Below are 26,496 nucleotides of genomic sequence, written 5' to 3'. Positions count from 1 at the left end.
TGATCGGCCCTAACGCATGAGTTGACTCAAAACGCCAGTGTTTATGTGATGTATGGTGTTGATATGAAACGCTGGTTATAGAAGCGTCTGAGGGTTGTGTACTCGAGCGCAACGATCGCGCCGTGGGCAAGCCAGCGCGTCCACGATACGAGACCGTGGACCTGCAACCCGGAGGTCGCAGGTTCGAATCCTGTCCCCGCTACCACTCCAGAGGAGCCCAGTCCTTTTCCAGGACTGGGCTCCTCTGATTCCATTTCCGTTGAGGGCTCCCTGCGCGCACGGGGGTGTGCTGTGCGAAACTCAAGCATGGCAAAGAAGCACCCCACCATGGACCGTTCCCTGTACGAGGCCGAGCTGCTGAGGCTGCAAGCGGAGCTGGTCGAGATGCAGGAGTGGGTCAGGGCCACCGGTGCCCGCGTCGTCGTCATCTTCGAAGGTCGCGACGCGGCCGGCAAGGGTGGGGCGATCAAACCATCACCGAGTACCTCAACCCGCGTATCGCGCGCGTGGTCGCACTTCCCGTGCCCACCGAGCGTGAGCGCACCCAGTGGTACTTCCAGCGCTACATCGCGCACCTGCCCGCCGCCGGCGAGATCTGCCTGTTCGACCGCTCCTGGTACAACCGCGGCGGCGTCGAGCACGTCATGGGCTACTGCACCCCGGAGGAGCACCGGCGCTTCCTCCAGCAGTGCCCGGTCTTCGAGAGGATGCTCGTCGACGACGGCATCCTGCTGCGCAAGTACTGGTTCTCCGTCCCCCAGAAGGAGCAGTACAAGCGCTTCAAGTCGCGGATGACCGACCCCATGCGACGCTGGAAGCTCTCTCCCACCGACCTGGAGGCCCTGCCCCGCTGGGAGGACTACTCGCGCGCCAAGGACGAGATGTTCGTCCACACGGACATCGACTCCGCACGCTGGCACGTCGTGGAGTCCGCCGATAAGCGCAAGGCGCGCCTCAACATGATCCACCACCTGCTGGAGTCCATTCCCTACGAGCACGTGGAGCGTCCCGAGATGACGTTCCCGAAGAAGTCCTCGTTGCCGTCGTCGGGCTACCGTCGTACGGACCGCTCCCTCCAGAGCGAGGTGCCCGACTACGCGGCCACTCTCAGCGAGTCCGGTACTCCCGAGCGCTACGTGGACCGTGAGGACCAGGGGATCGGTTAGGGCTGCCGGCTCCTGCGCTCCAGCTCCTGGAAGACCTGACCGACCGGCTCACGGATGATGAGGTCGGCGCGGAAGTCATACGGCGTGGGAGTCGCGTTCATGAGGACCAAGTGCTCACCGGTGTAGTAGTCGATGAGGCCCGCCGCCGGGTAGACGACCAGGCTCGTGCCGGCCACGATCAGCAGGTCCGCCTCCGAGATGGCCCGTGCGGCCCCCTCCATGACGGCGCTGTCCAGCATCTCCCCGTAGAACACGATGTCCGGGCGCAGCACCGAGGAGCACCCGGGGCAGCGGGGGACCTCGCCGGAGCGGGCGTCGTCGACGTCGTCCAGGGTGAAGCGCTCACCGCAGCCGGTGCAGGTCAGACGCGACCAGCTGCCGTGCAGCTCGAGGACCCGCTCGGAGCCGGCCCGCTGGTGGAGGCCGTCGATGTTCTGCGTGATCACGGTAGACAGCTTCCCGGCCCTCTCGAGGCCGGCCATGAACCTGTGCGCCGCGTTGGGGGCCACGCCCTCGCGGGCGTTCTCCTGGGCGAACCACTCCCAGTAGGCCTGCGGGTGCTCGGTGAAGAAGTCGATGGACAGGACCTGCTCCAAGGGGATCTCCCGGTCCTGGTGGTAGAAGCCCCTGGCGCCCCGGAAGTCAGGGATCCCCGACTCGGTGGAGACCCCGGCGCCGCCGAAGAAGACGATGCGCTGCGACTGCGTGATCCACTGACTGAGCAGGCCCCACTGGCTGTCCTGGTGGTCCATGCACCCCATACTAATGGTGGCGACCGGGCCTGCCGGGCACCGGGCGGCCTCGAGGGGCATCGGTTTGCTTGCTCCCGACTCACGTCAAACGGCGCCGCCTCCCGTTCTGGGAGGCGGCGCCGATGTGGAGAGCTCGAGGCTCAAATGCCGAAGCCGACCCTGCGGGGCTCGGCCTCGCCGAGCTCGATGTAGGCCAGGGAACCGGCTGGGACGAAGACCTTACGACCCTTGTCATCAGTAAGAGTGACGGCCTTGGTCTCGGCATTGGCCACGGCGGCCAGCACCTTCTCCTGAGAGTCGGAGGTCTCCAGGGAGAGCTCGCGGCTGGCGTGCTTGATTCCGATCGTGACCTGCATGGGGCTCCTTCGCATCGTCTGTGTGCCGTATTGAGCGGCATAGCGCCCATCGGGGAGAGGGGCGTGAACCTGCCCTGAATCCTAGAGTGGCCCCGGTTACACCAGCTCTTCGAGTGCCCGAAGAGCCGCGCCGTTTCGCGCCACGCGGAACATGCACGGTCAGCTCTCCCCGGTGACGGACTCACAACCGATGACGATCCGTTAACAGTGCGCGCTCCTGTCGGTGGGCCGTGGTGAGATGGTCCCATGCCCCAGGACCCCGTCCATCTCCTTCCGCCTACCGAGGCGCCGGAGCTGCCCGCCGTCGACGCCGATGGGCAGCGAGTCCTGGACCGCATGGCCGAGGGCTCCAACGTGGTCGTCCTGGGGGCTCCCGGGACCGGCAAGACCTCTCTGGCCCTTCGGCTGCTGGCCGAGGCGGTCGCCGGCGGCCGGGACGCCGTCCTGCTCGCCCCCACCCGTGCGCGGGCCGACTGGCTGCGTGGCCGAGCAGCCCACCTGCTGCGTGAGGGCCATGGCGACGGCGTCGTACGAGTGCGCACCCCCGCAGCTCTCGCCCTGACGATCCTGACCACCTCCTTGACCATGCGGCCCGACCCGCTGCCGCCCCCGGTGCTTCTGGCCGGTGCGGAGGAGGACTCGGTCCTGGCCTCGATGATCAGTACCGTCACCTGGCCGGGGCTGCCCACCGAGGCAACCGGGTCGCGGGCGTTCCGCTCCGAGCTGCGCAACCTCCTGGCGCGCGCCGGAGAGCTCGGCGTCAACGCCGATGAGCTGGCCGACCTGGGACGCCGACTCGAAGTCCCCATCTGGGGACCCGCGTCCCAGCTTCTGCGCACCTGGGACGCGCAGGGCCGGGCCAGCGCTGAGCGCCGGGCCCAGACCCGCAAGATGGACACGGCTCGTCTCCAGGACCGAGCCGTGGAGGCCCTGAGCTCCTGGGACTCCGACGTCGTCACCGTCCCCCGCCCCGTCCCTGACCTCGTCCTCGTGGACGACTATCAGGACTGCACGGCCGCCACGGCCAGGCTCCTGACCGCCCTGGCCACCCCGGACCCCGACGGGCATCGGGCGCAGATCGTGGTGCTGGGAGACCCCGATGTCGCGGTGGAGACCTTCCGCGGCGGCACGCCCAGCCTGCTCATCGCCGCTGAGGACCACTCAGGGTTCGGAGCCACCCGCCTGCAGCTGACCACCTGCTACCGAGGCAACCCGGGAATCGCGGCGGTGGTCGCCGACCAGAGCGCCCGGGTCCCGGTGACCGGCACGACGGCCCACCGGCAGACGACTCTTGCTCCCCAGTCATCGGCAAGGCTCTCCTCCGGCGGGTCCGACGATGAACGCCCGGCAGCAGCAGCCGGCGTCGAGGTGATCCTGGCCTCCTCCACCTGGCAGGAGCACGCACACGTCGCCCGGGCGCTCAGGCTCGAGCACGTCCACCACGGCATCGCCTGGTCGCAGATGGCGGTCATCGCTCGCAGCGCCGCCGATGCTGAGACCCTCGCCAGGGACCTGCGCAGGCGAGGCGTGCCCCTGGCCTCCCGCACACCCGCGGTGCTGCTGCGCGCGGAACCGGCCGCGGCCGCACTCCTGGACATCGTGCGCGCCGCCATCCGCGACCAGCTGGGCGGGCACGGTGAACCGCCTCAGCGTGACGCCGCCATCACCCTCCTCACCAGCCCCCTGGTGGGGCTGACCACCATGGACCTGCGCCGACTGCGCCGAAGGCTGCGCCAGGACCCGGAGGCCACAGCCACCCGTGTCAGTGGGACCGAGACCTGGGCTCGAATCGGTGCCGATGCCGCCCTCCTGGCCCTGCTGGCCGACACCGAGCAGGCCTCCGCCTTCGCCCGGTCCCTGGACGGGGAGCCGCTGAGCACCCAGGCGGATCGGCTCCTCACCGCAGCCCGGATCATCGAGGCTCTGCGCGCCGCCACCGGGGAAACGCCCGCCGACGCCCCTCGCGATGTCGAGGCCCTGCTGTGGGCCGCATGGAACGCCTCTGACCGGGCCGAGGTCTGGCGGGCCACCGCCCTGCTGCCCTCGGCAAGCCCCGTGCGATCACTCCTGTCCGAGGCCGCCGAGCACGACCTCGACGTCGTGACGGCCCTGTTCAAACGCGCCGAGGTCTGGGCCGAGCGTCACCCGGGCCAGGACGCCTCCTGCTTCCTGGCCGAGCTCGACGCCGAGGTCCTGCCCTCGGACTCCGTCGCCCCCCAGGGCCGGCGACCGGAGGGCGTCGCCGTCATGACCCCGGCGCGATGCGCGGGCCAGGAGTGGGAGCTCGTCGTGGTCGCCGGGCTGGAACGGGACCGCTGGCCCGACCTGCGCCTGAGAGACTCCCTGACCCGCACTGGCCTCCTCGTCGACGCCGTCACCGGACGCCTGACAGCAGGCACCACCGCCCCGGGGGACGGGACCGGCGGCAGCGGCGCCATGGCGGCCGCCCGGGCACAGGTGCGCGCCGACGAGCGCCGCATGCTCATCATGGCCCTGTCCCGTGCCACCAGGCGCCTCCTGCTGACCGCCACCGCCGACGCCGAGCACGCCCCCTCACCCTTCCTGACCGAGATAGCCCACCGTGCCGGGATCGCCCTGACCGACGCCGACGGTGCCCCCCTCCTGAGCCCCGACACCGGCGACCTCACTCTGCGCGGCCTGGTGGGGGAGCTGCGCCACGCCGCCATCTGCGGGAACCTGGAGACGGCCACTGACACCGAGCGCCGGCGCGGCCGGGTCGCTGTCGACCTGCTGGCCGACCTCGCCCGCCAAGGCGTATCCGGCGCCGACCCAGCCACCTGGATCGGCGCGGCCGGCCCCACCTCCCACACCCCCCTCGTCGCCCAGGGGGAACGGATACGGGTCAGCCCCTCCGACGTCGAGGGCCTGGCCGCCTGCCCCCTCAAGTGGTTCCTGACCCGCAACGGCGGATCGGCCCCCGCCAGCGACGCCCAGGCCCTGGGCAGCCTCGTCCACGAGATCGCCGAACGGGCGGAGAGCGAGCACCTGCGCGGTCCCGCTCTGCGGGAGGCCTTCGAGGAACGCCTGACCGACCTGGGCTACCCCGCCACGTGGCAGGGGGGCCTGGCCGCAGACCGCGCCCGCGCCATGATCGAGCGCCTCGACGCCTACCTGAGTGACTGCGACGCCCTGGGCATTCGCGCCGACGTCGAGCGGCCCGTCCGATCCGACGTGGACATCCCCCTGCGCGTCCTCAGCCCGGAGGTCCGTGAGCGGGCCGGCCTCCGTATGCCGATGGAGGGCCCCGACGCCGTCCCGGTCAGGATCTCCGGGCGCATCGACCGTCTCGAGCGCCTCGGCGGCAGCCCGGGAGACGACCCGGACGACACCGCCGGTATCGGCCGGAACGGCACAGTGCGCATCATCGACCTCAAGACCGGGCAGCGCGTCCCCCAGGACGTCCAGCGCCACCCCCAGCTGGCCACCTACCGGTTGGCCCTGAGTGCGCAAGGCCTCGACGTCGTCGGCGGAGCCCTCGTGCTCCTGGGCAAGGAGCCCTCCAAACGCTCAGGAGACGGCTACGTCCTGGCTCCGCCGGGCGCCGCCCTCGACCCCAGCCCCGCAGCCACCGAAGCCACGGACGAGCCCACGGAGAGGGTGGAGGACAGTGAAGCGAACGATGGTGCCCGGAGCAGTGAGGAGTACTGGGCCGAGGACCTCGTGGCCTCGGCCGCCGTGGCCGGAGTGGGCCCCGTGATCGAGGCCCGCACCGGCGAGCACTGCCGTACCTGCCGAGTCAAGGACTCCTGTCCCGTCCAGGTTGAGGGAAGGAGGGTCGTCTCATGACCCCCATCGGCTCGCGCGAGCTCACCCCGCAGGCCTTGGCGGCAGCGCTCGGCATCCACACTCCCACCCAGGAGCAGGCGCGCGTCATCGCCCACCGGCTCAGCCCCCTCCTGGTGGTCGCCGGAGCCGGCTCGGGCAAGACCGCCACCATGGCCCAGCGGGTCGTCCACCTGGTCGCCACCGGGCAGGTCCGCCCCGACCAGATCCTCGGACTGACCTTCACCCGCAAGGCCACCGCCGAGCTCGACCAGCGCGTCGCCTCCCGCCTGGCCGACCTCAGTGCGGCCGGCCTGCTCCCGGCCACCGCGTCGGATGATGACGGCGGCGTGCGCGCCGCTGACGCCACGGACGTCGGCGAGCCGATGATCGCCACCTATAACTCCTTCGCCGGCACCCTGGTGCGCGACCACGGACTGCGCATCGGCGTGGACCCCGACTCGACCCTCATCACCCAGGCCCGTTCCTGGCAGATCGTCTCCTCCCTGCTCGAGGCGCGCACGCTCCCGCTGCCCAACGAGAGCCTCAGCCACAACGCGAGCGCCGCCCTGGTCCTGGGCGACGCCCTGAGCCAGAACCTGCTGACCATCGAGGATGCCGCCAAGGACCTGGCCGACCTGACCGAGCAGTTCACTGCCCTGGCCGCCATCAAGGGCTGCAAGACCCTGGTCGGCAAGGCGCCCGCCGTCATGGCCGAGTGGGAGGCCCTGCTCGACGTCGTCGCAGAGCTGCGCGAGTACAAGCGTCACCACGGCCTGCTCGACTTCGGTGACCAGATCGCCCTGGCCTGCACCATCGCCGAGACCGTCCCCGATGCCGCCTCCCAGGTGCGGGCCCAGTACCCCGCGGTCCTGCTCGACGAGTTCCAGGACACCTCGGTGGCCCAGGTCCGGCTCCTGTCCGCCCTCTTCGCCGACTCCGGGGTGACGGCCGTCGGTGACCCCCACCAGGCCATCTACGGGTGGCGAGGAGCGAGTGCCGGAGCGCTGGACACCTTCCACCAGCGCTTCAACCCCACCGGCACCGCGCGCCTCGACTCCGGGGCGTCACCGGCCGACGCCACCCCCGTCCTGGAGCTGTCGACCTCCTGGCGCAACGACTCCACCATCCTGGACGTCGCCAACGTCGTCTCCGCGCCCCTGCGCTCCGGCGTCGTCGAGGACGGGGACCCGGTGGGCGAGCACATCACCGTCGCCCCTTTGCGGCCCCGCCCCGCGGCCTTCGGCCTGGAGTCCGGGGCGGTGCACGGGGCCTTCCTCCAGGACCCCGCCGAGGAGGCCCGCACAGTCATCGCCTTCCTCGCCGAGCGCTGGTCTCCCAGTGCCGAGATGGCCGTCCTGTGCCGCACCCGGGCGCAGATGGATCCCATCGCCGCCGAGCTGGAGGAGGCCGGCCTGCCCTACACGATCGTCGGCCTGGGCGGGATGCTCTACGTCCCCGAGGTCGCCGACGTCCGCGCCCTGCTGACCGTGGCCTCGGACCCGGAGCGCGGGGACCGGGTGGTCAGGCTGCTGACCGGTTTCGGCATCGGCGCCAGCGACCTGCGCGCCCTGGCAGCGCTGGCCCGTGAGCTCACCCGTCCCGCGCCCGAAGGCGACCAAGCCGGATCGCCGGTTCACGGCGACCAGGTCGAGGCCGACGCCCCACTGCTCAGCGAGGCCCTGGACACCCTGCTGCGATGGCATGAGGACGGCGCGCAGGAGGAGGCCGCCGCGACCCGGGACCTGACCGAGGCCGGACGGGCCGTCGCGTTGCGCACCGCCCGGGCGATCCAACGCATCCGGGAGGCCGACTCCCTGCCCCTGCCCGACCTCGTGGCCATGGCCGAGCAGGCACTCGACCTCGACATCGAGATCGCCGCCCGGGTCGGTCACCCGATGGGGCACCGGGCCCTCGACTCCTTCCACGAGACGGCCCTGGCCTTCGCCACGGACACCGACGCCCCCACGCTCACCGGCTTCCTGGACTGGCTCGACGCCGCTGAGGAGCACGAGGACGCGATGAGCGCCCCCGAGGTCGAGCCCTCGCCCGGGGCGGTCCAGATCCTCACCGTCCACGCCGCCAAGGGCCTGGAGTGGGACGTCGTCGTCGTCCCCGGCATGGACGAGCAGGTCTTCCCCTCTTATACCAGCGCCGTCAAGGACGATCTTCGTGTCGCGGAGACCGGGTGGATGGGCAGCACCTCGATCTTCCCCTTCCCACTGCGGGCCGACGCCGACGACCTGCCGCCGTTCACCGTCGGGGACCTCGACCCCGCCATGACGGACAAGCCCCTCCTGACCGAGACGATGAGCGCCTACAAGGAGGCCCTCGGGCGCCAGAGCCTGCGCGAGGAGCGCCGCCTGGCCTACGTGGCCTTCACCAGGGCCCGCCACGATCTCCTCCTGACCGGCTCCCACCTGTCCAAGACCGCCTCCAAGCCCCGCCGGCCCTCACGCTTCCTCACCGAGCTCCAGCGGCGTGACCTCCTCCTTCCCTACGCGGAGGGCTGGGTCGACTTCGATGAGTCCCGCCCCAACCCGCTGACCGCTCTGACCCAGGTGGGTACCTGGCCCCTCGACGCGGGCGGGATGGAGACACAGAGCAGCCAGACCCCGGAGACCGCGGGGAAGGACGCACCGATCGCCGACCGGGTCGCCGCTGCGCGCCGGGCCCGGCACGCGGCCGCCGCCCAGGTCGCCGCGGCCATGAGCGTAACCGGCCCCGCCGAGGAGGCCCCTGTGCAGGCGGAGCCCGACGACGAGACCGTGCGGCGGTGGCGACTCGAGGCGGGACTCCTCCTGGCTGAGCGCTCACGGGCCCTGAGCAGCGGACCTGCTGTCCGCCTGCCCGAGCACCTGGCCGCCACCCGCCTGGACGACCTGCGCGCCGACCGCCGGCAGTTCGCACTCGACCTACGTCGTCCGCTTCCACCTGAGCCCCGCGCCGCCGGACGGCTCGGAACCGTCTTCCACGACGCCGTCGCCCAGCGCCTGAGCGCACGCGGCACTCTGTTCGGCCTGGGGCAGGCTGGTGTCCCCGACAGCCTCGGTCCCCAGGACCGGGACCGCATCGAGCGCTGGCTGGACACCGCTGAGAACCTCCCGCTCCTGGAGGACTACATTCTGGCCGAGACCGAGACCGACCGGGAGATCACCATCGGCGCCACCACCCTGCGCTGCCGCATGGACGCCGTCTTCCGCCGCTCGGACGGGGCCGGATGGCTCATCGTCGACTGGAAGACCGGACGACGCCAGGTGCCAGTGGACCAGCTCAGCGTCTACGTCCACGCCTGGGCGGCCTCCCAGGGCGTGCCCACCGGCTCGGTACGCGCCGCCTACGTGTACGTCGACTATCCCGGAGGGCGCGTCGATGAGCTCACCGCCGCGGGCCTGCTCGACCTCGACCAGATCGAGTCAGCTCTGACACCGGGCTCCCCACCCGACGAGATGACACCTCTTCCCGCACCCGAGCAGCAAGGCTAACGTCAGCCTCAGGGCCGCCCGGGCTCGGCCGTTCGACCAGAGGCACGGCCGGTCCTGGCCCGGCGCACCGACTCTTCGCACCCGACGCCGCAAGGAGAACCCATATGCTGGTGACCTGGTCGATTGTCGCCTTCCTCATCAGCGCCCTGTGCTGGATCCTCGGCGACGTGCTCATCGTCGGATTCCGTCGGCCTGACCGGCACGAGCACGGCGAGTTCATCGACCTCATGGGAGACGACGCCTACGCCTTCTACACGCGCGTCAACGAGCCTCGCCTGCGATGGGGCGCGCTGGTCGCCAACTACTCCATCCCGCTCATGCTCGCCGGTCTCTATGCGCACTGGGTGCTGTTGCGCGGATCGCCGGTGGGGATGGCGGGAGCGGTGCTGCTCGGCGTCGGGTTCAGCCTCTCGCCCCTGGCCCACGCCTCCTTCTACCCGCTCGCTCTGGCCTCGGAGCGCGCCCACACCGCCCATCAGGCGTACGTAGCCGCCAGGGCGGCGAGCAGCGGGAAGGAGGACAGCGAAGGGCCCGACCCCGCCGCCCTGGAGCACGCGCGCAGGCTCTACCGCTTCCTCATGCAAGCCTGGGGCCCCGCCATCGGGCTGACGGCGCTGGGCTGGCTCCTCGTCTGCATTGCTCTGGGCTCAGGAGCCACCGCCTTCCCTCGATGGTCGCTGCTCCTGACCCCACCGGTGCAGGCCCTCCCGTGGTACGCCCTCACCCGCCTGCCCTATCCCGGCAAGCCACTGCTGGACGGGGCCCTGTTCAACATCGTCAACCTGGTGTGGGCCATCGCCTTCCTGGTACTCATGAGCCACAACCCGCTGACCTGATCCCGGGCGAGGCGCCGACGCGGCGTCAGTCGTCCTCGTCGTCGACGCGCACCATGGCCACCGGGTTGGTGACGGCGTCGGGCTCAGCCGGCTCGCGGACCCCGGGCACCGGTGCCAGTCGGGGCGTGGACGGCTCCACCAGCGGGGCGTCGCCCACCTGGGCGGCCAGGTCCTTCAGCATCGCGACCGCGTCATTGATGACCGGCTTGTCCCCGGTTCTCACTCCGTGCAGTAGCCAGCGCGCCAGGCTGAGCTCGCTGACCAGCTCGGCCCGCTCACGCAGGTGCCGGTCAACGCCCTCGGAGCGGGCGATGTCGTAGGCGTCCTCAATGGAGTCCAGGCAGTCCACCGGTGCCGAGGAGTACACCCAGGCCAGGTCCTCGGCCGGGTCTCCCACATGCGCCTGGGACCAGCCCCGCACGGCCACCACCGTGCCGCCGGCCACCAGGACGTTCTCCTCGGCGAGGTCGCCGTGCACCACGGTGGGGCGGAAGCGCCACAGGGCGGTGTCCTCCAGTGCCTGCTCCCAGCGCCCCAGCAGCGCCGGTGGGGTCCTGCCCGTCGCGGCGGTGTCGTCCAGCAGGCTCAGCCAGCGCCGACGCACCTCCTCGGCGTCGTAGACCGGCATGCCGGCCTCGGAGACCACCCTCATGGCCAGCTCGTGGATCTCACCGAGCGCCTTTCCCAGGCCTGCCGACATCCCGGGCCCCGGTCGAAGCGTCTCCACCGGGATCGGCTTGCCCTCCACATGGGAGCGGACCTGGATGTGAGCGTCCTTCTGCCGCAGGGACCCGGAGACGCGAGGAACGTCGAAGGAGAGCCGTCCGTCGTCGACGACCCGGCCGATGCGGCGCAGGACCTCGGCCTCGGCCTCCAAGGAGGCGCCCACGGCATCGGTGCGGGCCTCATGGACCTCCCAGTGCCGGCCCTGGGTGTCGATGACGCCGATGATGTGCCGCTCGGGGGTCTCGGACTGCGGAAGCGCCAGCCGAGTCGGGTTGAGTCCGGCGACGGCGACGCTCGCCATCGCCGCCAGGGACAGCGCGGAGCGATGGGGGCGGGGAGCCTCGGCGGCCTGGGGTGTCGAGACCCGCCGGCCTCCCTGTACAGACCCGGATGACGCCCCGGGCAGCGGAGCGACGACAACGGGGGCGCGATAGTCATCGTCATAGTCGGTGTCATCGGCATCCTGGTCATTGGGGGGTCCGCTGTGCTCGCTGCGGTCGTCGGCAGCTTGAGCCGCAGCACGCTCGACGTCGGAGGTCGCCTCGTCGGTGAGGCTGTCGACACCGCTGTCGACATCAGTGGTGCCGGGGGCGTCCGGGGACTGCGGAGGCTGTGACATGGTCCAACCGTAGGCGACAGGTCCTATGTCTCGCAGGACAGCCGCGCCCGTCCGCTGGCGGCAAACGTCCGCAGCCGTGGGAAGCGGCTTGAGGAATGCGCCATCTGGTCGAAGTTATCCACAGGTTCTACCGAGGTGGTGGCCATTTCGCGACCAGGTGCCCTAGAGTTTATTCGTGACAATGGTCACCGACCGGCCGGTGTGTCACGGTTCAGCGCAGAACCCCTGGTCGTTCCTCAACCATCCTCACTCATCCCTTCACACAACACCCACGCTGAGAGGCATCATGGACGCTGCCGATCTTCTCCTGACGGAGGTTCGCGAGCTGGTGCGCGCTCGCGGCATCGACCCCCTCAAGGACGCCTCCGACCTCGAGCAGCTCATCACCGAGGCCGAGAAGGACTATCTGCGTCGTTCCGACGCCGGACTCGTCCCCCCGCTTATCGACCCTCCGGGGGCGCGTTCCCACGTGCTGGACTCCATGGCGGGTCTGGGACCGCTCCAGAGCTACCTCGATGACGAGTCCATTGAGGAGATCTGGGTCAACGCCCCCGGCCGTGTATTCGTCGCCCGCTCCGGACGCCCCGAGCTGACCACCACGATCCTGGAGAGCGAGGACCTCACTGTTCTGGTCGAGCGGATGCTGCGGGCCTCCGGGCGCCGGCTGGACCTGTCCAGCCCCTTCGTCGACGCCCAGCTCGCCGGGGGACAGCGGCTTCACGTCGTCATCCCGCCCATCACGTCCCAGCACTGGGCGGTCAACATCCGCAAGCACACCTCCCGCGCCTCCCGCACCGGTGACCTCGTGCGCATGGGGTCGCTGACCAGCCAGGTCGCCGCCTTCCTGGACGCCTCCGTGCAGGCCGGCCTCAACATCCTGGTCTCGGGCGCCACCCAGGCAGGCAAGACCACCATGGTCCGGGCGCTGGCCGGAGCGATCCCGGGCGCGCAGCGGGTCATCTCCTGCGAGGAGGTCTTCGAGCTCGCCCTGCGCAACCGGGACTGCGTGGCCATGCAGACCCGGCCGCCCAACCTCGAGGGCGTCGGAGAGATCAGCCTGCGGCGCCTGGTCAAGGAGGCCCTGCGCATGCGCCCCGACCGCCTCCTCATCGGAGAGGTCCGCGAGGCCGAGGCTCTTGATCTGCTCATCGCCATGAACTCGGGCCTTCCTTCGATGTGCACCATCCACGCCAACTCCGCTCGGGAAGCCGTCATCAAGATCTGTACGCTCCCTCTGCTGGCGGGGGAGAACGTCTCCAGCGACTTCGTGGTCCCCACCGTCGCCAGCGCCATCGACCTGGTCGTCCACCTCGACCTGGATCGCGGCGGGCGCCGCACCGTCCGAGAGGTCGCAGCCCTGTCCGGTCGGGTCGAGAACGGCATCATCGAGCTCTCCGACGTCTTCCACCGCGATCCCGCCGGCAACCTCGTACGGGGCGTCGGGGCGCCCGACGCCGCCGAGCGCTTCAACCGGGCCGGCCATGACCTGACCGCCCTGCTCAACGCCCGCCCCACCAACACCCAGGAGGCCTACTGATGGGCGCCGTCGCCGGGCTCCTGGCCGGAGTGGGGCTGCTCCTGATCTGGATGGCCTGCACCTCCGACCCGCCCCAGTGGCGCTCGAGGCGCTCCCGTATCCTGGCCGACATCCTGGTCCAGGCCGGTGCCGGCCGCACCAGCCCCACGATGTTCGTCCTGGGCTCGGTCGGGCTGGGGCTGCTCGTCGGTCTGGTGTTCCTGGGAATGTCTCGGGCCTGGCCGGTGGCCCTCTCCTTCGCCTCCATCTTCACGGCCGTCCCCTTCCTCATCATCTCCTCACGAGCGCGCAACCGCCGCACCCGACTGCGCGAGGTGTGGCCCGAGGCCGTCGATACCCTCGTCTCCGGAGTCCGCGCGGGCATGAGCCTGCCGGAGGCGCTGACCAACCTCGGTGAGCGAGGCCCGGAGGCCGTCCGCCCCCAGTTCCGGGCTTTCGCCACCGACTACGCCGCCTCCGCCCGCTTCGACAGCTCCCTGGACCGGCTCAAGGCCCGTTTCGCCGACCCGGTCGCCGACCGGATCGTTGAGGCCCTGCGCCTGGCCCACGAGGTCGGCGGGACCGACCTGGGGACGCTGCTGCGCTCCCTGTCGCAGATGCTGCGTGAGGACATGCGCACCCGAGGAGAGCTCGAGGCGCGCCAGTCCTGGACCGTCAACGGCGCCAAGGTCGCGGTCGCCGCCCCATGGCTGGTCCTGGCGCTGCTGTCCACCCGGCCCCAAGCAGCGGCGGCCTATGCCACCACCGCCGGAGCAGTCATTCTCCTGGTCGGCGCCGTCGTATCGGTCATCGCCTACCGGCTCATGCTGCGCCTGGGGCGGCTTCCCGAGGAGGAGAGGACACTGCGATGAGCCCCATGAACGCAATACTCACCGGAGGGCTCGCCGGGCTGACAGGGGCCGTGGGCATCCTGAGCGTCATCTCAGCCCTTCGCCGGCGCCGGCCCACACTCATGGCCCGCCTGGAGCCCTACGTCCACCGCCAACCCACGACCTCTGGCCTCCTGGCCGCTCCGGCGGGGCTGGCCTCGGACGGGAGCACCGTCGTCGGTCTGCTCATGGCCTCCACCGCAGGGGCCCTCAATCTCGGCAGGCTGATGGACTCCCTTGGGTCGTCGGCCGACTCGGTCCGGCGGCGCCTGACGCGATCAGGATCGCCACTGGGGGTCGACCAGTTCCGCCTCCAGCAGGTCCTGTGGTCGACGACAGCGCTCCTCCTCGTCCTGGCCGCCGGGGGCCTGGCGGCCCTGGCCCGGTCCGTCAACGTGCCCGCGCTCATCCTCCTGTGCCTCATGGCGACGGTGGCCGGGGCCGCTGCCCGCGACTGGTGGCTCAGCCGGGCCGTGGCGAGGCGTCTGTCACGGATCGAGGCGCAGCTGCCCGACATCGTCGAGCTCCTCGCCCTGGCGGTGGGAGCCGGTCAGGGCCCGGTACCGGCCATCGAGCGCGTCGTCGCACTTGGTCGCGGCGACCTCATCGACGAGCTGGGCGCCACTCTGACCGACATCCGCTCCGGCACGGTCCTGTCCACCGCCCTGGACCGCATGGAGCGGCGAGTCGGTTCTGTCCACGTCACTCGCCTGTGCGAGGCGATCATCGTGGCCCTTGAGCGTGGCACACCACTGGCGGACGTTCTGCGCTCCCAGGCCACCGACGTGCGTGAGGCGGCGCGCCAGGACCTCATGGAGGAGGGTGGCAGGCGTGAGATCGCCCAGATGGTTCCCGTGGTCTTCCTCGTCCTGCCCATCACCGTCGTCTTCGCCCTCTTCCCGGGACTGTTCGTCCTGCGACTGGGGGTGTGAAGCGTACCCGTCACCCCCTGCGCCTCCAGAGCCCGACCAACCGTCATCCCCTCACCCGGATTCCCGCCCGACAGCAAGGAGCAATCATGAAGCGCCTCATCCCTCCCTCCTCTCGCACCTCTCAACACGGTTCCCGGCCATGGCGTGCCGCCGGCCCGACCCGGATCGATCTGCGCGATGAGCGCGGCGACGTCCCCGGCTGGGTCCTGGTGACCCTCATGACAGCAGGTCTCGTCGTGGCTCTGTGGACGGTGGCCGGCAGCACGCTGACCGAGGTCTTCCTCAACGCCATCGCGAAGGTGACGAGTGCGATCTGAGCAAGGGCCTCGCCGAGGCGCGGTCCCGTGGAGTGGTCGCGCACGACCCCGGGTGGGCCGCAGCCGCCGCAGCCGCCTCAGTGCGCAGAACGAGCTGGGGTCGGCCGTCGTCGATTTCGTCATGGTCGGTGCGCTCGTCATCACCGTTTTCGTGGCGCTCCTCCAGGTCACCCTGGGGGTCTACGCCCGCAACGTCCTCACCGACGCCGCCGGAGACGGCGCTCGTCGAGCCGCTCTGGTCGGGGGCACGGAGGCCGAGGCGCGCCAACGGGTGCAGGTTCTGTCCGACGCCGCCCTGAGGCACGGCTACGTGGACACCGTCACCATCTCGCGGGTCCCCTCCGGTGACCTGACGATCGTTGAGGTGACAGTGACAGCGCCACTTCCCGTCCTGGGGCTCCTCGGACCCGGGGGGACGCTGAGGGTCACCGGGCACGCCGTCGATGAGTCCTCCCTGATCCGGGAGAGGTGAGTACGGGTGATAGCCATGGCCGGCTCAAGGAGTCGCGGACGTCGTGCCGCATCTCGGTCACCGAGGAGGGAGGTCCCTTTCACCGGGCGGGCCGTCGGCTGGCTCCGAGAGCCTCTCAGGCCAGGCGGTCGGAGCATCCGGTGGCTCATGAGCCAGGAGGAGGGCAACGCGATCGTCGAGTTCATCGGTTGGAGTGCCGTCCTGGTGGTGCCCGTGCTCTATCTGGTGGTCACGCTCGCCCAGATCCAGGCCACGACCTTCGCCGTCGCCTCGGCGGCCGACGCCGCCAGCCGGGTCCTGGAGGTCGATGACTCGCCCTCCGCGATGGACAACGCGCAGGTGGCGATGCAGCTGTCCCTGTCCGATCAGGGCGTCGACGCCGATCCCTCCGGCTCCCTGTCGGTGACCTGCGCGCACGGCTGCGCCCGGGGACAGACGGCGACGGTCAGGGTCTCGGTCGGTGTGGACCTTCCCGGCTTCGCCTCGCTGGGGATCGGTCGCGACGTCGTCGTCGTGGACACCGAGCGCTCCATCACCCTGCCGGGCAAGGAGGAGCAGTGAACAAGATGCCCGGTCCCAGGGCTGCTCAGCGGCGGCTCCGTGCCCTGGCGCATCGGCTGCGCCGCGAGGAGAACGGGCAGACGCTTCTCCTGGGAGTCGGGCTCATCTGCGTCGTCCTCGCGCTGCTGTTCGTCGCGGCCTCGGCCACCGCCGTCTACCTCGACCTCAAGACCCTCACATCCCTGGCGGACTCGGCTGCGGCCGCGGGAGCCGACAGCATGGATGAGCACCCCTACTACGGGGGTGGCGCCACGGATACGGCGCCCGGAGCCCTCACCGATATGGGGGTGAGAAGCAAGGCGGCTGAGGACCTGTCCGCCCAGCCGGCAGCGGCCAAGCTGGAGGGGGCCACGATTGTCAGTGCCCGAGCCGCCGACAGCCAGACCGCCGTGGTGACGCTGCAGGCGCGTTCCCGTCCGCCCTTCCTGCCCTGGGGGATCCTTCCGGCCGAGGGCTTCACCATCACCGCCACGGGTTCGGCCCGGATGACGACGACGCAGTGAGTCGACAGGACTCGCTGCGTCGAAACGGGTAGGTGGAAGGTTGTGTGAGGGAGGAGTCTCGAGGAGGCCTGCGCCCTCAGGCCTGCTCGACGAAGCCTGCTGAGACCACGGGGGAGGAGCGCCGGCGCTGGTGCATCCGGGCCCACAGCTCCTCCTTCTGTCGGCGCGAGAGCTGCGCGATGTAGGCCCGCTTCACCGTGAACAGGATGTTGATGCCCACCATGAGGTAGAAGGCGTTGGCGATGACGCTGGGCCAGGCCCCGGAGCTTGCGCAGTTGATCGTCAGCAGCACGGATCCGGTGATGTTGAGGGCCTGGTACTTGAGCGAATCGCCTGCGATCGTGCCCTTGGAGACCATGAAGTAGGCCATGAGGAGCTCAGCGGCACCGATCCAGCCGCCGATAGAGATGAGGGAGGAGAGCACGTCGTTCACGGGGATGATTCTTGGACACCCCCGAATGAAGGTCAATCGCATCTATCTGCATGAGGGGTGTAGATTTACTTCATGCAGGTACTGCCTCAGAGGCTCTCGGTTCTATTGGCCGTCCATCGGGCCGGAGGAGTCGTCGCAGCGGCAGATCTCCTTCATATAACGCCGTCGGCCGTCTCCCAGCGGATTCGCCTCCTGGAGCGCGAGTGCGGTGCCCGGGTCCTGGACCGCACACCCACCGGAGCCGTGCTCACGGCGGCCGGGAAGGTTCTGGCGGACGCGGCCGAGCGCATTGAGGACGAGCTGACCACCGTGCGCCGTGAGCTGGCGGACCTGGACGACTCCATCCCCTCAGGTGTGGTGCGTGTTGGGGGCTTCGCCTCCGCCGTCCGTGCGCTCCTGCTGCCCCTCCTGAGCTCTCTGGTGACCACCAGCCCGGAGCTGGAGGTGATCGTCGAGGAGGTCGAGGAGCGCAACGCCCTGTCCCGGCTGCGTCGGGGCGAGCTCGACCTGGTCCTCATCGAGCGTGACGAGCACACGCTGCCCGCGGCGCCCCGGGGCATGGCCGACATCCCGCTGCTGGACGAGTCCTGGCTCGTTGTCGTGCCGGCCGAGCAGGCGGCCCCAACGACCCTGGCGGACCTGGCACGCGCCACCTGGATCGATCTGGCCCCGGGGACCGCAGGCGCCTTCGCCCTGGACCGCCTGGAGCGTCAGCTGGGGGTGCCGTTGACGACGCGGCACGTCGCCTACGACTACGACGTCGTTCTGGCCATGGTCGGTCAGGGGCTGGGGTGCGCCCTCCTGCCCGAGCTGGCCGTCTACTCCGGACTCGTCCCGGACGAGCTCAGCGTGGTGCGCCTGCCCGGGCTGGGCGCGCGCCAGCTGGTGGTGCGTCACCGATCAACCCGCACCGAGCCGGGCCCAGCGACACGCGCGGTGCTCGAGGCGCTGCTCACCCAGGCCCAGGGCATTGAGCTGGGGTGAGGGGCGGATCAGGGACAACAGCGGGCGTGACCGAGCCGTCGGAGCGGGCCGAGTCCGTCCCGACGGCACCCCTTGCGCGTTCTGCCGTAGACTCCCCTCTGTGGCCACTGACTTCTCCGCTGAGATCGAACGACTCCGACACACCTACGCCTCCATCGCCGCGGTTACCGACCCCGAGGCCCTGCGCGCCCGGATCGCCGAGCTTTCCGAGCAGGCCTCCGCGCCTGACCTGTGGGATGACCCCGACTCAGCTCAGGTGGTCACCTCGGCGCTGTCCCACGCTCAGGCCGACCTCAAGCGGGTTGAGAGCCTGGGGGAGCGCATTGAGGACCTCGAGGCGATGGTCGAGCTCGCCGGCGAGGAGGAGGGGGAGGACGCCGCCGAGATCCTCGCCGAGGCCGAGGCGGACCTGTCCGCCATCAGCAAGGACCTCTCCGAACTGGAGATCCGCACGCTGCTCAGTGGCGAGTACGACCCCCGCGACGCCGTCATCACCATCCGCTCCGGCGCCGGCGGTGTGGACGCCGCCGACTTCGCCGAGATGCTCTTGCGCATGTACACCCGCTGGGCCGAGCGGCACGAGTACCCCGTCAAGGTTCTCAACACCTCCTACGCCGAGGAGGCGGGCCTGAAGTCGGTCACCTTCGAGATCCACGCCCCCTACGCCTACGGGACCCTGAGCGTCGAGGGCGGCACCCACCGCCTGGTGCGCATCAGCCCCTTCGACAACCAGGGCCGCCGCCAGACCTCATTCGCCGCCGTCGAGGTCATTCCGCTCATCGAGTCCACCGACCACATCGACATCCCCGAGACCGACATCCGCATCGACGTCTTCCGCTCCTCGGGACCCGGTGGGCAGAGCGTCAACACCACCGACTCCGCCGTGCGCATCACCCACCTGCCCACGGGCCTGGTGGTCTCCATGCAGGACGAGAAGTCCCAGATCCAGAACCGCGCCGCCGCCATGCGCGTCCTCCAGTCGCGACTGCTCCTGCTCAAGCAGCAGGAGGAGGACGCCAAGAAGAAAGAGCTCGCCGGGGATGTCAAGGCCTCCTGGGGGGATCAGATGCGCTCCTACGTCCTCAACCCCTACCAGATGGTCAAGGACCTGCGGACCAACTTCGAGGTCGGCAACCCGGATTCGGTGTTCGACGGCGACATCGACGGCTTCATCGACGCCGGCATCCGCTGGCGCAAGCAGCAGGAGACCGCCGAGGACTGATCGGATCGCTTCATCAGAAACGGCATCGGAGTCAGGGATCCCCCGGAGGGGGCCCTGATTTCTTTTCCATGCGCCCCTGATTCCTCCGGGGTGCGATTGAGGTCGCAAAATGGTGAGCGTACCGTGAATTTCATGAGTGCATCACATGGAAAATCTCGGTCGGTGGAAGTCTCGTCAACGCTCTCGTCTCTAGAGTCCTCGGATCTCAGTGGGTATCGATCGGATCAAGGTCATCGCCTCACTGTGGGCGGCAAGGTTCTGCGCTTCGTGATTGCGTTTGCGATGATGTTCGCCTGCGCGCTCGCTCCGCCTTTACTGAAGCAGATTCCTGTCATCCAGTCTTTTGCTCTCGCACATGAGAATCCCGATGATCTCGTGGAGTCATTCGTGGTGGGGTCGTGTGTGCTGCTGATCTATGGGGCGGCGGTGGTGCTCGCTCTTACCCTGTGCTATGTCTTGGGCCGCACGCTTGACCGAGGCCGGCATGTCAGTATGGGCCTGCGCATCGACAGACGTGCGATGCTTTGGCTGGCAGGGATGATTCTGGCTGCGCTCGTCGTGGACCTTGTGGTGGCCGGCATGCTTCAAGTGCTCGGGTTTGCCGGTGGCGACCAGTCGGTACTCCAGGGTCCACTGTGGCTCGCGATCGTCGAGTCCTTCTCCGTAGCCTTCCTTCTTCAGGGAATTCCTGAGGAGATCATATGGAGGGGGTGGCTCTTCTCATCGCTGGGTGAGACGCGTTTCGCTGCGGCCTCCAGTGTCCTCGGATTCACTGTTCTTCATCTTCTCTCTCAAGTAGGGCAGCAGAATCTTCTTGAGCACATCACGTATCTTGCCTTGCCGTGTGGATTCGCGGTAACGGCGATGATTGTCCGAATCGTCTCCGGGTCGACATGGTCTGCGATCGGCGTGCATGGAGGGTTCCACCTGGTGAACTACTACGTGGCAGAATCCCTGCATCTGCCCGTCGGGTCGATCACCTGGATTCTCCAAGGTGTGATCTGGGCCGTGGTCGGCCTTCTCATTCTCGCGTTTCACCGCCGTCGTCAGCGGCTGGCGGTGTTAACAGACCGGACACGTTGACCCCCTCCATCTCCAGGAGCCATTCCTTCCGGTTGACCCCGCCCGCGTAGCCGCGCAGACTGCCGTTGGTCGCGACCACGCGGTGGCACGGCACGATGGGAACGATCGGGTTGCGCCCGACCGCGCCACCCACGGCCTGGGCGGACATCTGCTTCCGACCGGTACGCCGGGCCACCTCGGCAGCGATCTGGGCGTAGGTGCTGGTGGCGCCGAAGGGGATGGAGAGCATGATGGAGGTGACCATCTTCTTGAAGTCGGAGCCCTCAACCCTGATCGGCGGGGTGAAACCCGGATCGGCTCCCTCGAAGTAGGTGTCGAGCCACTGCGCCGTCTGCGTAAAGATGGGCAGATGGGGCTGGACTGCCGCGTCGTTGTCGATCGTCGAGCGGTCGTACTTCTGACCGTCGAACCACAGGCCCGTGAGGTACTCGCCATCGCTGGCCATGGTCATGGCGCCAAGGGGTGACTCGTAATGGCTGAGGTAGTGCATCTCTTCCTTCTTCTCGTTCCGCTTCTTGCTCTTGGTGGCGTGTTCGGATGCTGATTCTGCTTCTGCCCGGTTCCACAGGTGCATGACGGCGTAGGCCCGCCACGGTTTCCAACATTCAGCCAGGGTGAGGATCTTCCCTGGGGGCGGGGTTCCCAGCGCCTTTCTGACCTCCAGGTCGGTGGCGAGGAATGCATCGGGCCAGGCCAGGCAGCGCATGGCGATATAATTGGCGGTCCAGGCTCCAATGCCCGGGATCTCCATGAACCGAGCAACTGCGGCTTCAGGGTCGGGGCAGCAGGAGGCGTCGATGATGCCAGAACTCATCATCGCGGCCAGGCCGTGAATAGCCCGTGCCCGGGCCGCAATGATGCCGAGCGGTCCTAGATGCTGCTCGATCGCACCGTCGAGGTTGAGGAGCTCCTGAACCATGGGGAAGGTCATGGTCAGTCCGTCGATTCCGGTGTCCAGGGGCGAGCCGAGGGTCTGGACGAGCCGACCGGCCAGTGTCCTGGCCGCCTGGACCGTGACCTGCTGACCCAGGACCGCGAGGACAGCGGTTTCGAAGGCGTCGAAGCAGCCCGGTACGCGTATGCCCGGGATGAATGTTCCGAGTGCGGACTCGTCCATGCTTGTGAGCGCGCGAGCCACGGTATCCGGCTCGCAATGGAGATCGAACAGATTCTTGATCCCATCCAGCACCACCGGTAGTGCGGGCAGCAGGGAGGCGGAGACGGTCACCGTCAGCCGATTGTGCTCAGCGTCGTTGTCCACGGTCACCCAGCCGGTGAGATCACGTCCTGAGGAGCGCAGGCGGATCGTCCTGGCGTAACGATCCTCCTCGACCTTCTCGACGCCGGGGATGGCTCTGCGTGCCAGGAACTTCAGCATGAGGTCCCAACAGTATGGGGGACGGTACCCCAGACTGAGCCGGACGGCGTCACCATCGGTCCTACTGAGCCGTGCTTGGCTGCGCAAAACGGTGGGCGTCAGCCGGTAGCGACGTCGGAACACCTCGTTGAAGCGGCGCAGGCTGCCGAATCCCGCGGAATAGGCCACGTCCACCACAGATAGGTTCGTGTCGGTCAGAAGGCTCTTGGCCAGTAGAAGTCTGCAGGTCTGGCGGTACTCGACGGGACGCACGTGATAAGCGCCCTCGAAGACACGGCGCAGGTGACGGTTGGAGCATCCCAGATGACGGGCGATGTCCGTCAGGCTTCCCTGAACACCGCAGTTCCTCTCGATGTAGCGCGCCGCAGCGCGAGCCAGTGACGCTGAGGAGTCCACGGGCGCGTACCCGGGTGCCAACTCGGGCCGACACAGCAGGCACGGTCGGAAACCCGCCTGCTCGGCCTCGGCTGCCGTGGCGTAGAAGGAGCAGTTGACCGCAAGCGGTTTCCGCGCCCGGCACACTGGACGGCAGTAGACGCCGGTCGTGGCGACTCCGACGAAGAATCGCCCGTCGAACCGGCTGTCCTTGGCCAACAGGGCCTTGTACAGCGATTTACTGTCCAAATCCGGCATGATCCTCCTCAGAAACGCTCCAAGCATGGCATCGGTGCCTTAAGGAGTCCGGCCGTTTTCGGACATTGATGTCCAAGCCCTTGACCCGCTCCTTCCACAGACGCTTTACCTCCTGGCTTACCAGGGGCATGGTCCGAGAACATATGGGACCTCAGCGGGGCGCTGCGGATCCGCGTGCACCGTCTCACCTCCGCCGTCGTCGCCATTGCCCCGCGGCTCCCTTAGGCTTGGCCACGGTGCGCACGGAGGGGACCGGTCGGTCGCCGTCGTCGCGCAGAACCTCCGCTCACACCCTGACGAAAGGCGCAGACGAGCAGTGGCTGAGTACATCTACCAGATGATCAAGGCGCGCAAGGCCCACGGGGACAAGGTCATCCTCGACGACGTCACCATGGCCTTCCTCCCCGGAGCCAAGATCGGCATGGTCGGCCCCAACGGCGCCGGCAAGTCCTCCATCCTTAAGATCATGGCCGGCATCGACCAGCCCTCCAACGGCGAGGCCCGCCTGACCCCCGGCTACAGCGTCGGCATCCTCCTGCAGGAGCCCCCGCTCAACGAGGACAAGACGGTGCTCGGCAACGTCGAGGAGGGCGTTGCCGAGATCAAGTCCAAGCTGGACCGTTTCAACGAGATCAGCGCCGCCATGGCGGACCCGGACGCCGACTTCGACGCCCTCATGGCTGAGATGGGCACTCTCCAGGACGCCCTGGACGCCGCCAACGCCTGGGACCTCGACTCCCAGCTGGAGCAGGCCATGGACGCCCTGCGCTGCCCCCCGCCGGATGCCGAGGTCAAGAACCTCTCCGGTGGTGAGCGCCGCCGTGTGGCCCTGTGCAAGCTGCTCCTCGAGGCCCCGGACCTCCTCCTCCTGGACGAGCCCACCAACCACCTCGACGCCGAGTCCGTCCTCTGGCTCGAGCAGCACCTGGCCAGCTACCAGGGCGCCGTCATCGCCGTCACCCACGACCGCTACTTCCTCGACCACGTCGCCGAGTGGATCGCCGAGGTCGACCGCGGTCACCTCTACCCCTACGAGGGCAACTACTCCACCTACCTGGAGACCAAGGAGAAGCGCCTCGAGGTCCAGGGCAAGAAGGACGCCAAGCTCGCCAAGCGCCTCAAGGAGGAGCTCGAGTGGGTGCGCTCCTCCGCCAAGGGACGCCAGGCCAAGTCCAAGGCCCGTCTGGCCCGCTACGAGGAGATGGCCGCCGAGGCCGAGCGCACCCGCAAGCTCGACTTCGAGGAGATCCAGATCCCGCCGGGGCCCCGCCTGGGCAACCAGGTCCTGGAGGCCACCAACCTCAACAAGGGCTTCGACGGGCGCACCCTCATTGACGGGCTCTCCTTCACCCTGCCGCGCAACGGCATCGTCGGGGTCGTCGGCCCCAACGGCGTCGGGAAGTCCACCCTGTTCAAGACCATCGTGGGCCTGGAGCCGCTCGACGGCGGGGACCTCAAGATCGGCCAGACCGTCAAGCTGTCCTACGTCGACCAGTCCCGAGCCGGCATCGACCCCAAGAAGACCCTCTGGGAGGTCGTCTCCGACGGGCTGGACTACATTCAGGTCGGCAACGTGGAGATGCCCTCGCGCGCCTACGTCGCCTCCTTCGGCTTCAAGGGGGCCGACCAGCAGAAGCCGGCCGGTGTGCTCTCCGGCGGTGAGCGCAACCGCCTCAACCTGGCCCTGACCCTCAAGCAGGGCGGTAACCTCATCCTCCTGGACGAGCCCACCAACGACCTCGACGTCGAGACCCTGGGCTCCCTGGAGAACGCTCTGCTGGAGTTCCCCGGCTGCGCCGTGGTCATCACCCACGACCGCTGGTTCCTCGACCGCGTGGCCACCCACATCCTGGCCTGGGAGGGCACCGACGAGAACCCGGCCAGCTGGTACTGGTTCGAGGGGAACTTCGCCTCCTACGAGGAGAACAAGGTTGAGCGCCTCGGCCCCGAGGCGGCCCGCCCCCACCGGGTCACCTACCGGAAGCTGACTCGAGACTGAGTGGGCGCGGTCAATCACCCGCCGGTCGACCGCATAAGAAGAAGCGCCATTCCCTCGGCCAGATGGCCGAGGGAATGGCGCTTCTAGTCCTGTTTCAGGCGGCGAGCTCGCGCGTATTGTTAGTTGGGACCGATTGCGCTGATCGGTGTTGTGGGAGGTGTCATGATGAGTAGGAATACCCCAGTACTCATCCCCGAAGGCGGTGTCATCGGGAAGCTTCCGTTCGACGGGCAGTGGCTGACCGAGCGCAGCCCCACACACCGCGTTCCCAGCCACGGGACTCACCTGTTCGCCACCACGTACGCGCTCGACTTCGTTGCCGTGGACGACGTTGGTCGCACGGCTCCAGCGCGCAGCCTGCGTGCGCTCTTCGCCCCCGAGCCACCAGAACTCTTCCGCGCCTTCGGCCTTCCCCTGTACTCGCCTGTCACGGGAACCGTGGTCTCGGTTCACGACGGCGAACCCGACCACGAGGCGCGCCGCCCCGCACTGACACTCCTCCCGTACGGATTGAGTCAGCCCCAACGGATTCGGCAGGGACTTACTGCCATCCCCGGAAACCACGTGATCATCCAGGTTGCCGAAGGGCCCCATTACGTTGGACTCGTGCACCTTCAGCGAGGTTCTGTTCGGCACTCACCCGGTGACCGGGTGAGTGCCGGCGATCAGATCGGTAGATGCGGCAACTCCGGGAACTCCACGCAGCCCCATCTCCACATCCAAGCGATGGACAGCTCTGATCTCAATGCTGCGAAGGGTGTGCCGCTCCGTTTTGAGGAGTTCCGGCAATGCAGCCCGCAGCGAGGTGCTCCCTGGGTGCTTCACCGGCAGTCATGCCCTGAGCAGGGATCGGTTATCGCTGGACTTTGATGTGACGCCTGAAGGTCGGATCTGGCGCGGTGCGCTGATTATGATCTGCGGCAACGTTGGAGGTCGAGCAGAGCTCTCGAGATTCTGAGGTTGTCGCTCGACCGCATTGACTGTGGATCAGGCACGTCAACTACGTTGGACACCGAGTCGCTGGCGCGACGCGGGAGAACAACGAGGGCATCAGTTCGGGTCGTTCGATGAAAGGAATTTCGCAACCGAGGAATGAACATCTGGTTTTCCGGCCCAGTAGGCGTGCCTGGCATCTGGAACCATCAATACTTCCGAATTTGGGATTCTCTTTCCAAGAATTGCTGCGTTGCCGGGGTCGGAGATGGGGTCATTCGCGCCGTGGAGGATTAAGGTGGGGGTCGTGATTTTCTCTGGAGCTGGCCCGTCAGGTCGGTCTGAGGCCTTGCTGTGGATGCTCATTGCTTCTGGTGAATGAGGCTCAGGGAGGACGCTGGTGGCTTGTTGAGGATTTGCTGCGACCCAAACATCCGGATAGAAGAGTGAAGCCAGTGCGCTCGGGTCCCCGGATGCTAGGGCCGCTGCGCCAATGGTGGGGCGAGGTAGTCCAGTTCCGTCGCCAACGCTGGTGCCCCCAATGGTGAGTGTAATAATGCGGTCGGCGTGCTCCGCTCCGAGCCACTGAGCAATTCTTCCTCCCATTGAGTGTCCGTAAACGTGTGCCCTATCGATGCCTGCATGATCGAGGATGGTTACTACATCATTTGCGAAATCTCGTGTCGACCACTCTGAGTTCAGTGAAGCCGTGCTCTGGCCGGTGCCCCTGTGGTCGATGAGTATGATGGGTCGATTGGTGAATTCGTTCAGGACGGAGTCCCATCCATGGTGGTCCAGGCCTCTTCCTTGGACGAGTACTAATGGGGCCTTGGGTGATGATGCGCTTCTTATGGAGTACCAAAGATGTCCGTCGTTCGGCAAAGTTACAAAAGTCATGATTAAATCATATCATGAAG

Annotated in this window: 21 protein-coding genes and 1 pseudogene; 16 read left to right on the top strand and 6 right to left on the bottom strand. The window is 68.3% G+C overall.

Going from position 1 to position 26,496, the window contains the following annotated elements; genetic code table 11:
• The first annotated feature begins 327 nt into the window (after positions 1–327).
• Positions 328–1,166 (top strand): annotated as a pseudogene (gene ppk2 / locus FBF36_RS09170) (polyphosphate kinase 2).
• On the opposite strand, the gene FBF36_RS09165 reads toward ppk2, so the two are convergent.
• Positions 1,163–1,918, bottom strand: coding sequence for an NAD-dependent protein deacylase (locus tag FBF36_RS09165; RefSeq protein WP_034492003.1), 756 nt, complete (start codon positions 1,916–1,918; stop codon positions 1,163–1,165). The pseudogene ppk2 and the gene FBF36_RS09165 overlap by 4 nt on opposite strands.
• 140 nt (positions 1,919–2,058) lie before the next feature.
• Entirely contained in the window at positions 2,059–2,274 is a 216-nt protein-coding gene (locus tag FBF36_RS09160; protein WP_009395727.1) for a DUF3107 domain-containing protein, read from the bottom strand.
• Positions 2,275–2,520: 246 nt separating this feature from the next.
• Between FBF36_RS09160 and FBF36_RS09155 the strand changes: the two genes are divergently transcribed.
• The 3 genes from FBF36_RS09155 to FBF36_RS09145 all read left to right on the top strand — a co-directional run bounded on the left by FBF36_RS09155 (position 2,521) and on the right by FBF36_RS09145 (position 10,378).
• Entirely contained in the window at positions 2,521–6,081 is a 3,561-nt protein-coding gene (locus FBF36_RS09155) for a UrvD/REP family ATP-dependent DNA helicase (protein WP_138137412.1), read from the top strand.
• Positions 6,078–9,542, top strand: a complete 3,465-nt coding sequence (locus FBF36_RS09150; RefSeq protein ID WP_138137410.1) for an ATP-dependent DNA helicase — start codon at positions 6,078–6,080, stop codon at positions 9,540–9,542. Before FBF36_RS09155 ends, FBF36_RS09150 begins: the two co-directional genes overlap by 4 nt.
• A 104-nt stretch (positions 9,543–9,646) precedes the next feature.
• The gene (locus FBF36_RS09145) at positions 9,647–10,378 is read left to right on the top strand and encodes a hypothetical protein (protein ID WP_009393284.1); all 732 of its coding nucleotides are present in this window, start codon (positions 9,647–9,649) and stop codon (positions 10,376–10,378) included.
• Positions 10,379–10,403: 25 nt separating this feature from the next.
• On the opposite strand, the gene FBF36_RS09140 is transcribed toward FBF36_RS09145, so the two are convergent.
• Positions 10,404–11,723 (bottom strand): phosphotransferase, encoded by a 1,320-nt coding sequence (locus FBF36_RS09140; protein WP_009393283.1) that lies wholly within the window; start codon positions 11,721–11,723, stop codon positions 10,404–10,406.
• Between the two features lie 286 nt (positions 11,724–12,009).
• Between FBF36_RS09140 and FBF36_RS09135 the strand changes: the two genes are divergently transcribed.
• The 7 genes from FBF36_RS09135 to FBF36_RS09105 all read left to right on the top strand — a co-directional run bounded on the left by FBF36_RS09135 (position 12,010) and on the right by FBF36_RS09105 (position 16,914).
• On the top strand, positions 12,010–13,260 hold the full coding sequence (locus tag FBF36_RS09135; protein ID WP_009393282.1) for a CpaF family protein: 1,251 nt from the start codon (positions 12,010–12,012) through the stop codon (positions 13,258–13,260).
• A complete protein-coding gene (locus FBF36_RS09130) occupies positions 13,260–14,111 on the top strand; it encodes a type II secretion system F family protein (RefSeq protein WP_009393281.1) in 852 nt (283 codons plus the stop codon). Before FBF36_RS09135 ends, FBF36_RS09130 begins: the two co-directional genes overlap by 1 nt.
• Complete coding sequence (locus tag FBF36_RS09125; RefSeq protein ID WP_009393280.1) at positions 14,108–15,061, top strand: type II secretion system F family protein; 954 nt, start codon at positions 14,108–14,110, stop codon at positions 15,059–15,061. The genes FBF36_RS09130 and FBF36_RS09125 overlap by 4 nt, the downstream gene beginning before the upstream one ends.
• 86 nt (positions 15,062–15,147) lie before the next feature.
• Positions 15,148–15,378, top strand: a complete 231-nt coding sequence (locus FBF36_RS09120) for a hypothetical protein (protein ID WP_009393279.1) — start codon at positions 15,148–15,150, stop codon at positions 15,376–15,378.
• Positions 15,368–15,850 (top strand): TadE/TadG family type IV pilus assembly protein, encoded by a 483-nt coding sequence (locus FBF36_RS09115; protein ID WP_034490843.1) that lies wholly within the window; start codon positions 15,368–15,370, stop codon positions 15,848–15,850. The genes FBF36_RS09120 and FBF36_RS09115 overlap by 11 nt, the downstream gene beginning before the upstream one ends.
• Before the next feature lie 147 nt (positions 15,851–15,997).
• Entirely contained in the window at positions 15,998–16,411 is a 414-nt protein-coding gene (locus FBF36_RS09110; protein ID WP_009393277.1) for a hypothetical protein, read from the top strand.
• Between the two features lie 5 nt (positions 16,412–16,416).
• Positions 16,417–16,914, top strand: coding sequence for a hypothetical protein (locus FBF36_RS09105; RefSeq protein ID WP_009393276.1), 498 nt, complete (start codon positions 16,417–16,419; stop codon positions 16,912–16,914).
• 76 nt (positions 16,915–16,990) lie between these two features.
• Here FBF36_RS09105 and FBF36_RS09100 read toward each other — a convergent pair whose 3' ends face one another.
• Positions 16,991–17,347, bottom strand: coding sequence for a CBU_0592 family membrane protein (locus FBF36_RS09100; protein ID WP_034490837.1), 357 nt, complete (start codon positions 17,345–17,347; stop codon positions 16,991–16,993).
• Between the two features lie 72 nt (positions 17,348–17,419).
• On the opposite strand from FBF36_RS09100, the gene FBF36_RS09095 reads away from it, so the two are divergent.
• The 3 genes from FBF36_RS09095 to FBF36_RS09085 all read left to right on the top strand — a co-directional run bounded on the left by FBF36_RS09095 (position 17,420) and on the right by FBF36_RS09085 (position 20,636).
• Positions 17,420–18,331 carry a LysR family transcriptional regulator gene (locus FBF36_RS09095; RefSeq protein WP_009393270.1) on the top strand — a complete coding sequence of 304 codons (912 nt, stop codon included), beginning with the start codon at positions 17,420–17,422 and terminating at the stop codon, positions 18,329–18,331.
• 100 nt (positions 18,332–18,431) lie between these two features.
• Positions 18,432–19,553 carry a peptide chain release factor 2 gene (prfB, locus tag FBF36_RS09090; RefSeq protein WP_009393268.1) on the top strand — a complete coding sequence of 374 codons (1,122 nt, stop codon included), beginning with the start codon at positions 18,432–18,434 and terminating at the stop codon, positions 19,551–19,553.
• 243 nt (positions 19,554–19,796) lie between these two features.
• The gene (locus FBF36_RS09085; RefSeq protein WP_009393266.1) at positions 19,797–20,636 is read left to right on the top strand and encodes a CPBP family intramembrane glutamic endopeptidase; all 840 of its coding nucleotides are present in this window, start codon (positions 19,797–19,799) and stop codon (positions 20,634–20,636) included.
• On the opposite strand, the gene FBF36_RS09080 is transcribed toward FBF36_RS09085, so the two are convergent.
• Entirely contained in the window at positions 20,575–22,647 is a 2,073-nt protein-coding gene (locus tag FBF36_RS09080) for a methylated-DNA--[protein]-cysteine S-methyltransferase (protein WP_138137408.1), read from the bottom strand. The genes FBF36_RS09085 and FBF36_RS09080 overlap by 62 nt on opposite strands.
• 316 nt (positions 22,648–22,963) lie before the next feature.
• Between FBF36_RS09080 and ettA the strand changes: the two genes are divergently transcribed.
• Together ettA and FBF36_RS09070 are read left to right on the top strand one after the other, a co-directional pair.
• Positions 22,964–24,646 (top strand): energy-dependent translational throttle protein EttA, encoded by a 1,683-nt coding sequence (gene ettA / locus FBF36_RS09075; RefSeq protein WP_009393260.1) that lies wholly within the window; start codon positions 22,964–22,966, stop codon positions 24,644–24,646.
• A 165-nt stretch (positions 24,647–24,811) separates the two neighbouring features.
• Positions 24,812–25,516 carry a M23 family metallopeptidase gene (locus tag FBF36_RS09070; RefSeq protein WP_087944022.1) on the top strand — a complete coding sequence of 235 codons (705 nt, stop codon included), beginning with the start codon at positions 24,812–24,814 and terminating at the stop codon, positions 25,514–25,516.
• 180 nt (positions 25,517–25,696) lie between these two features.
• On the opposite strand, the gene FBF36_RS09065 is transcribed toward FBF36_RS09070, so the two are convergent.
• A complete protein-coding gene (locus FBF36_RS09065; protein WP_087944021.1) occupies positions 25,697–26,476 on the bottom strand; it encodes an alpha/beta fold hydrolase in 780 nt (259 codons plus the stop codon).
• Between the last annotated feature and the right edge of the window lie 20 nt (positions 26,477–26,496).

The organism is Actinomyces sp. oral taxon 171 str. F0337, from assembly GCF_005696555.1.
Lineage (GTDB): Bacteria > Actinomycetota > Actinomycetes > Actinomycetales > Actinomycetaceae > Actinomyces > Actinomyces oris_E.
Note: the sequence above shows the minus strand (reverse complement) of the source record. Positions and strands in the feature narration are given on the sequence as shown.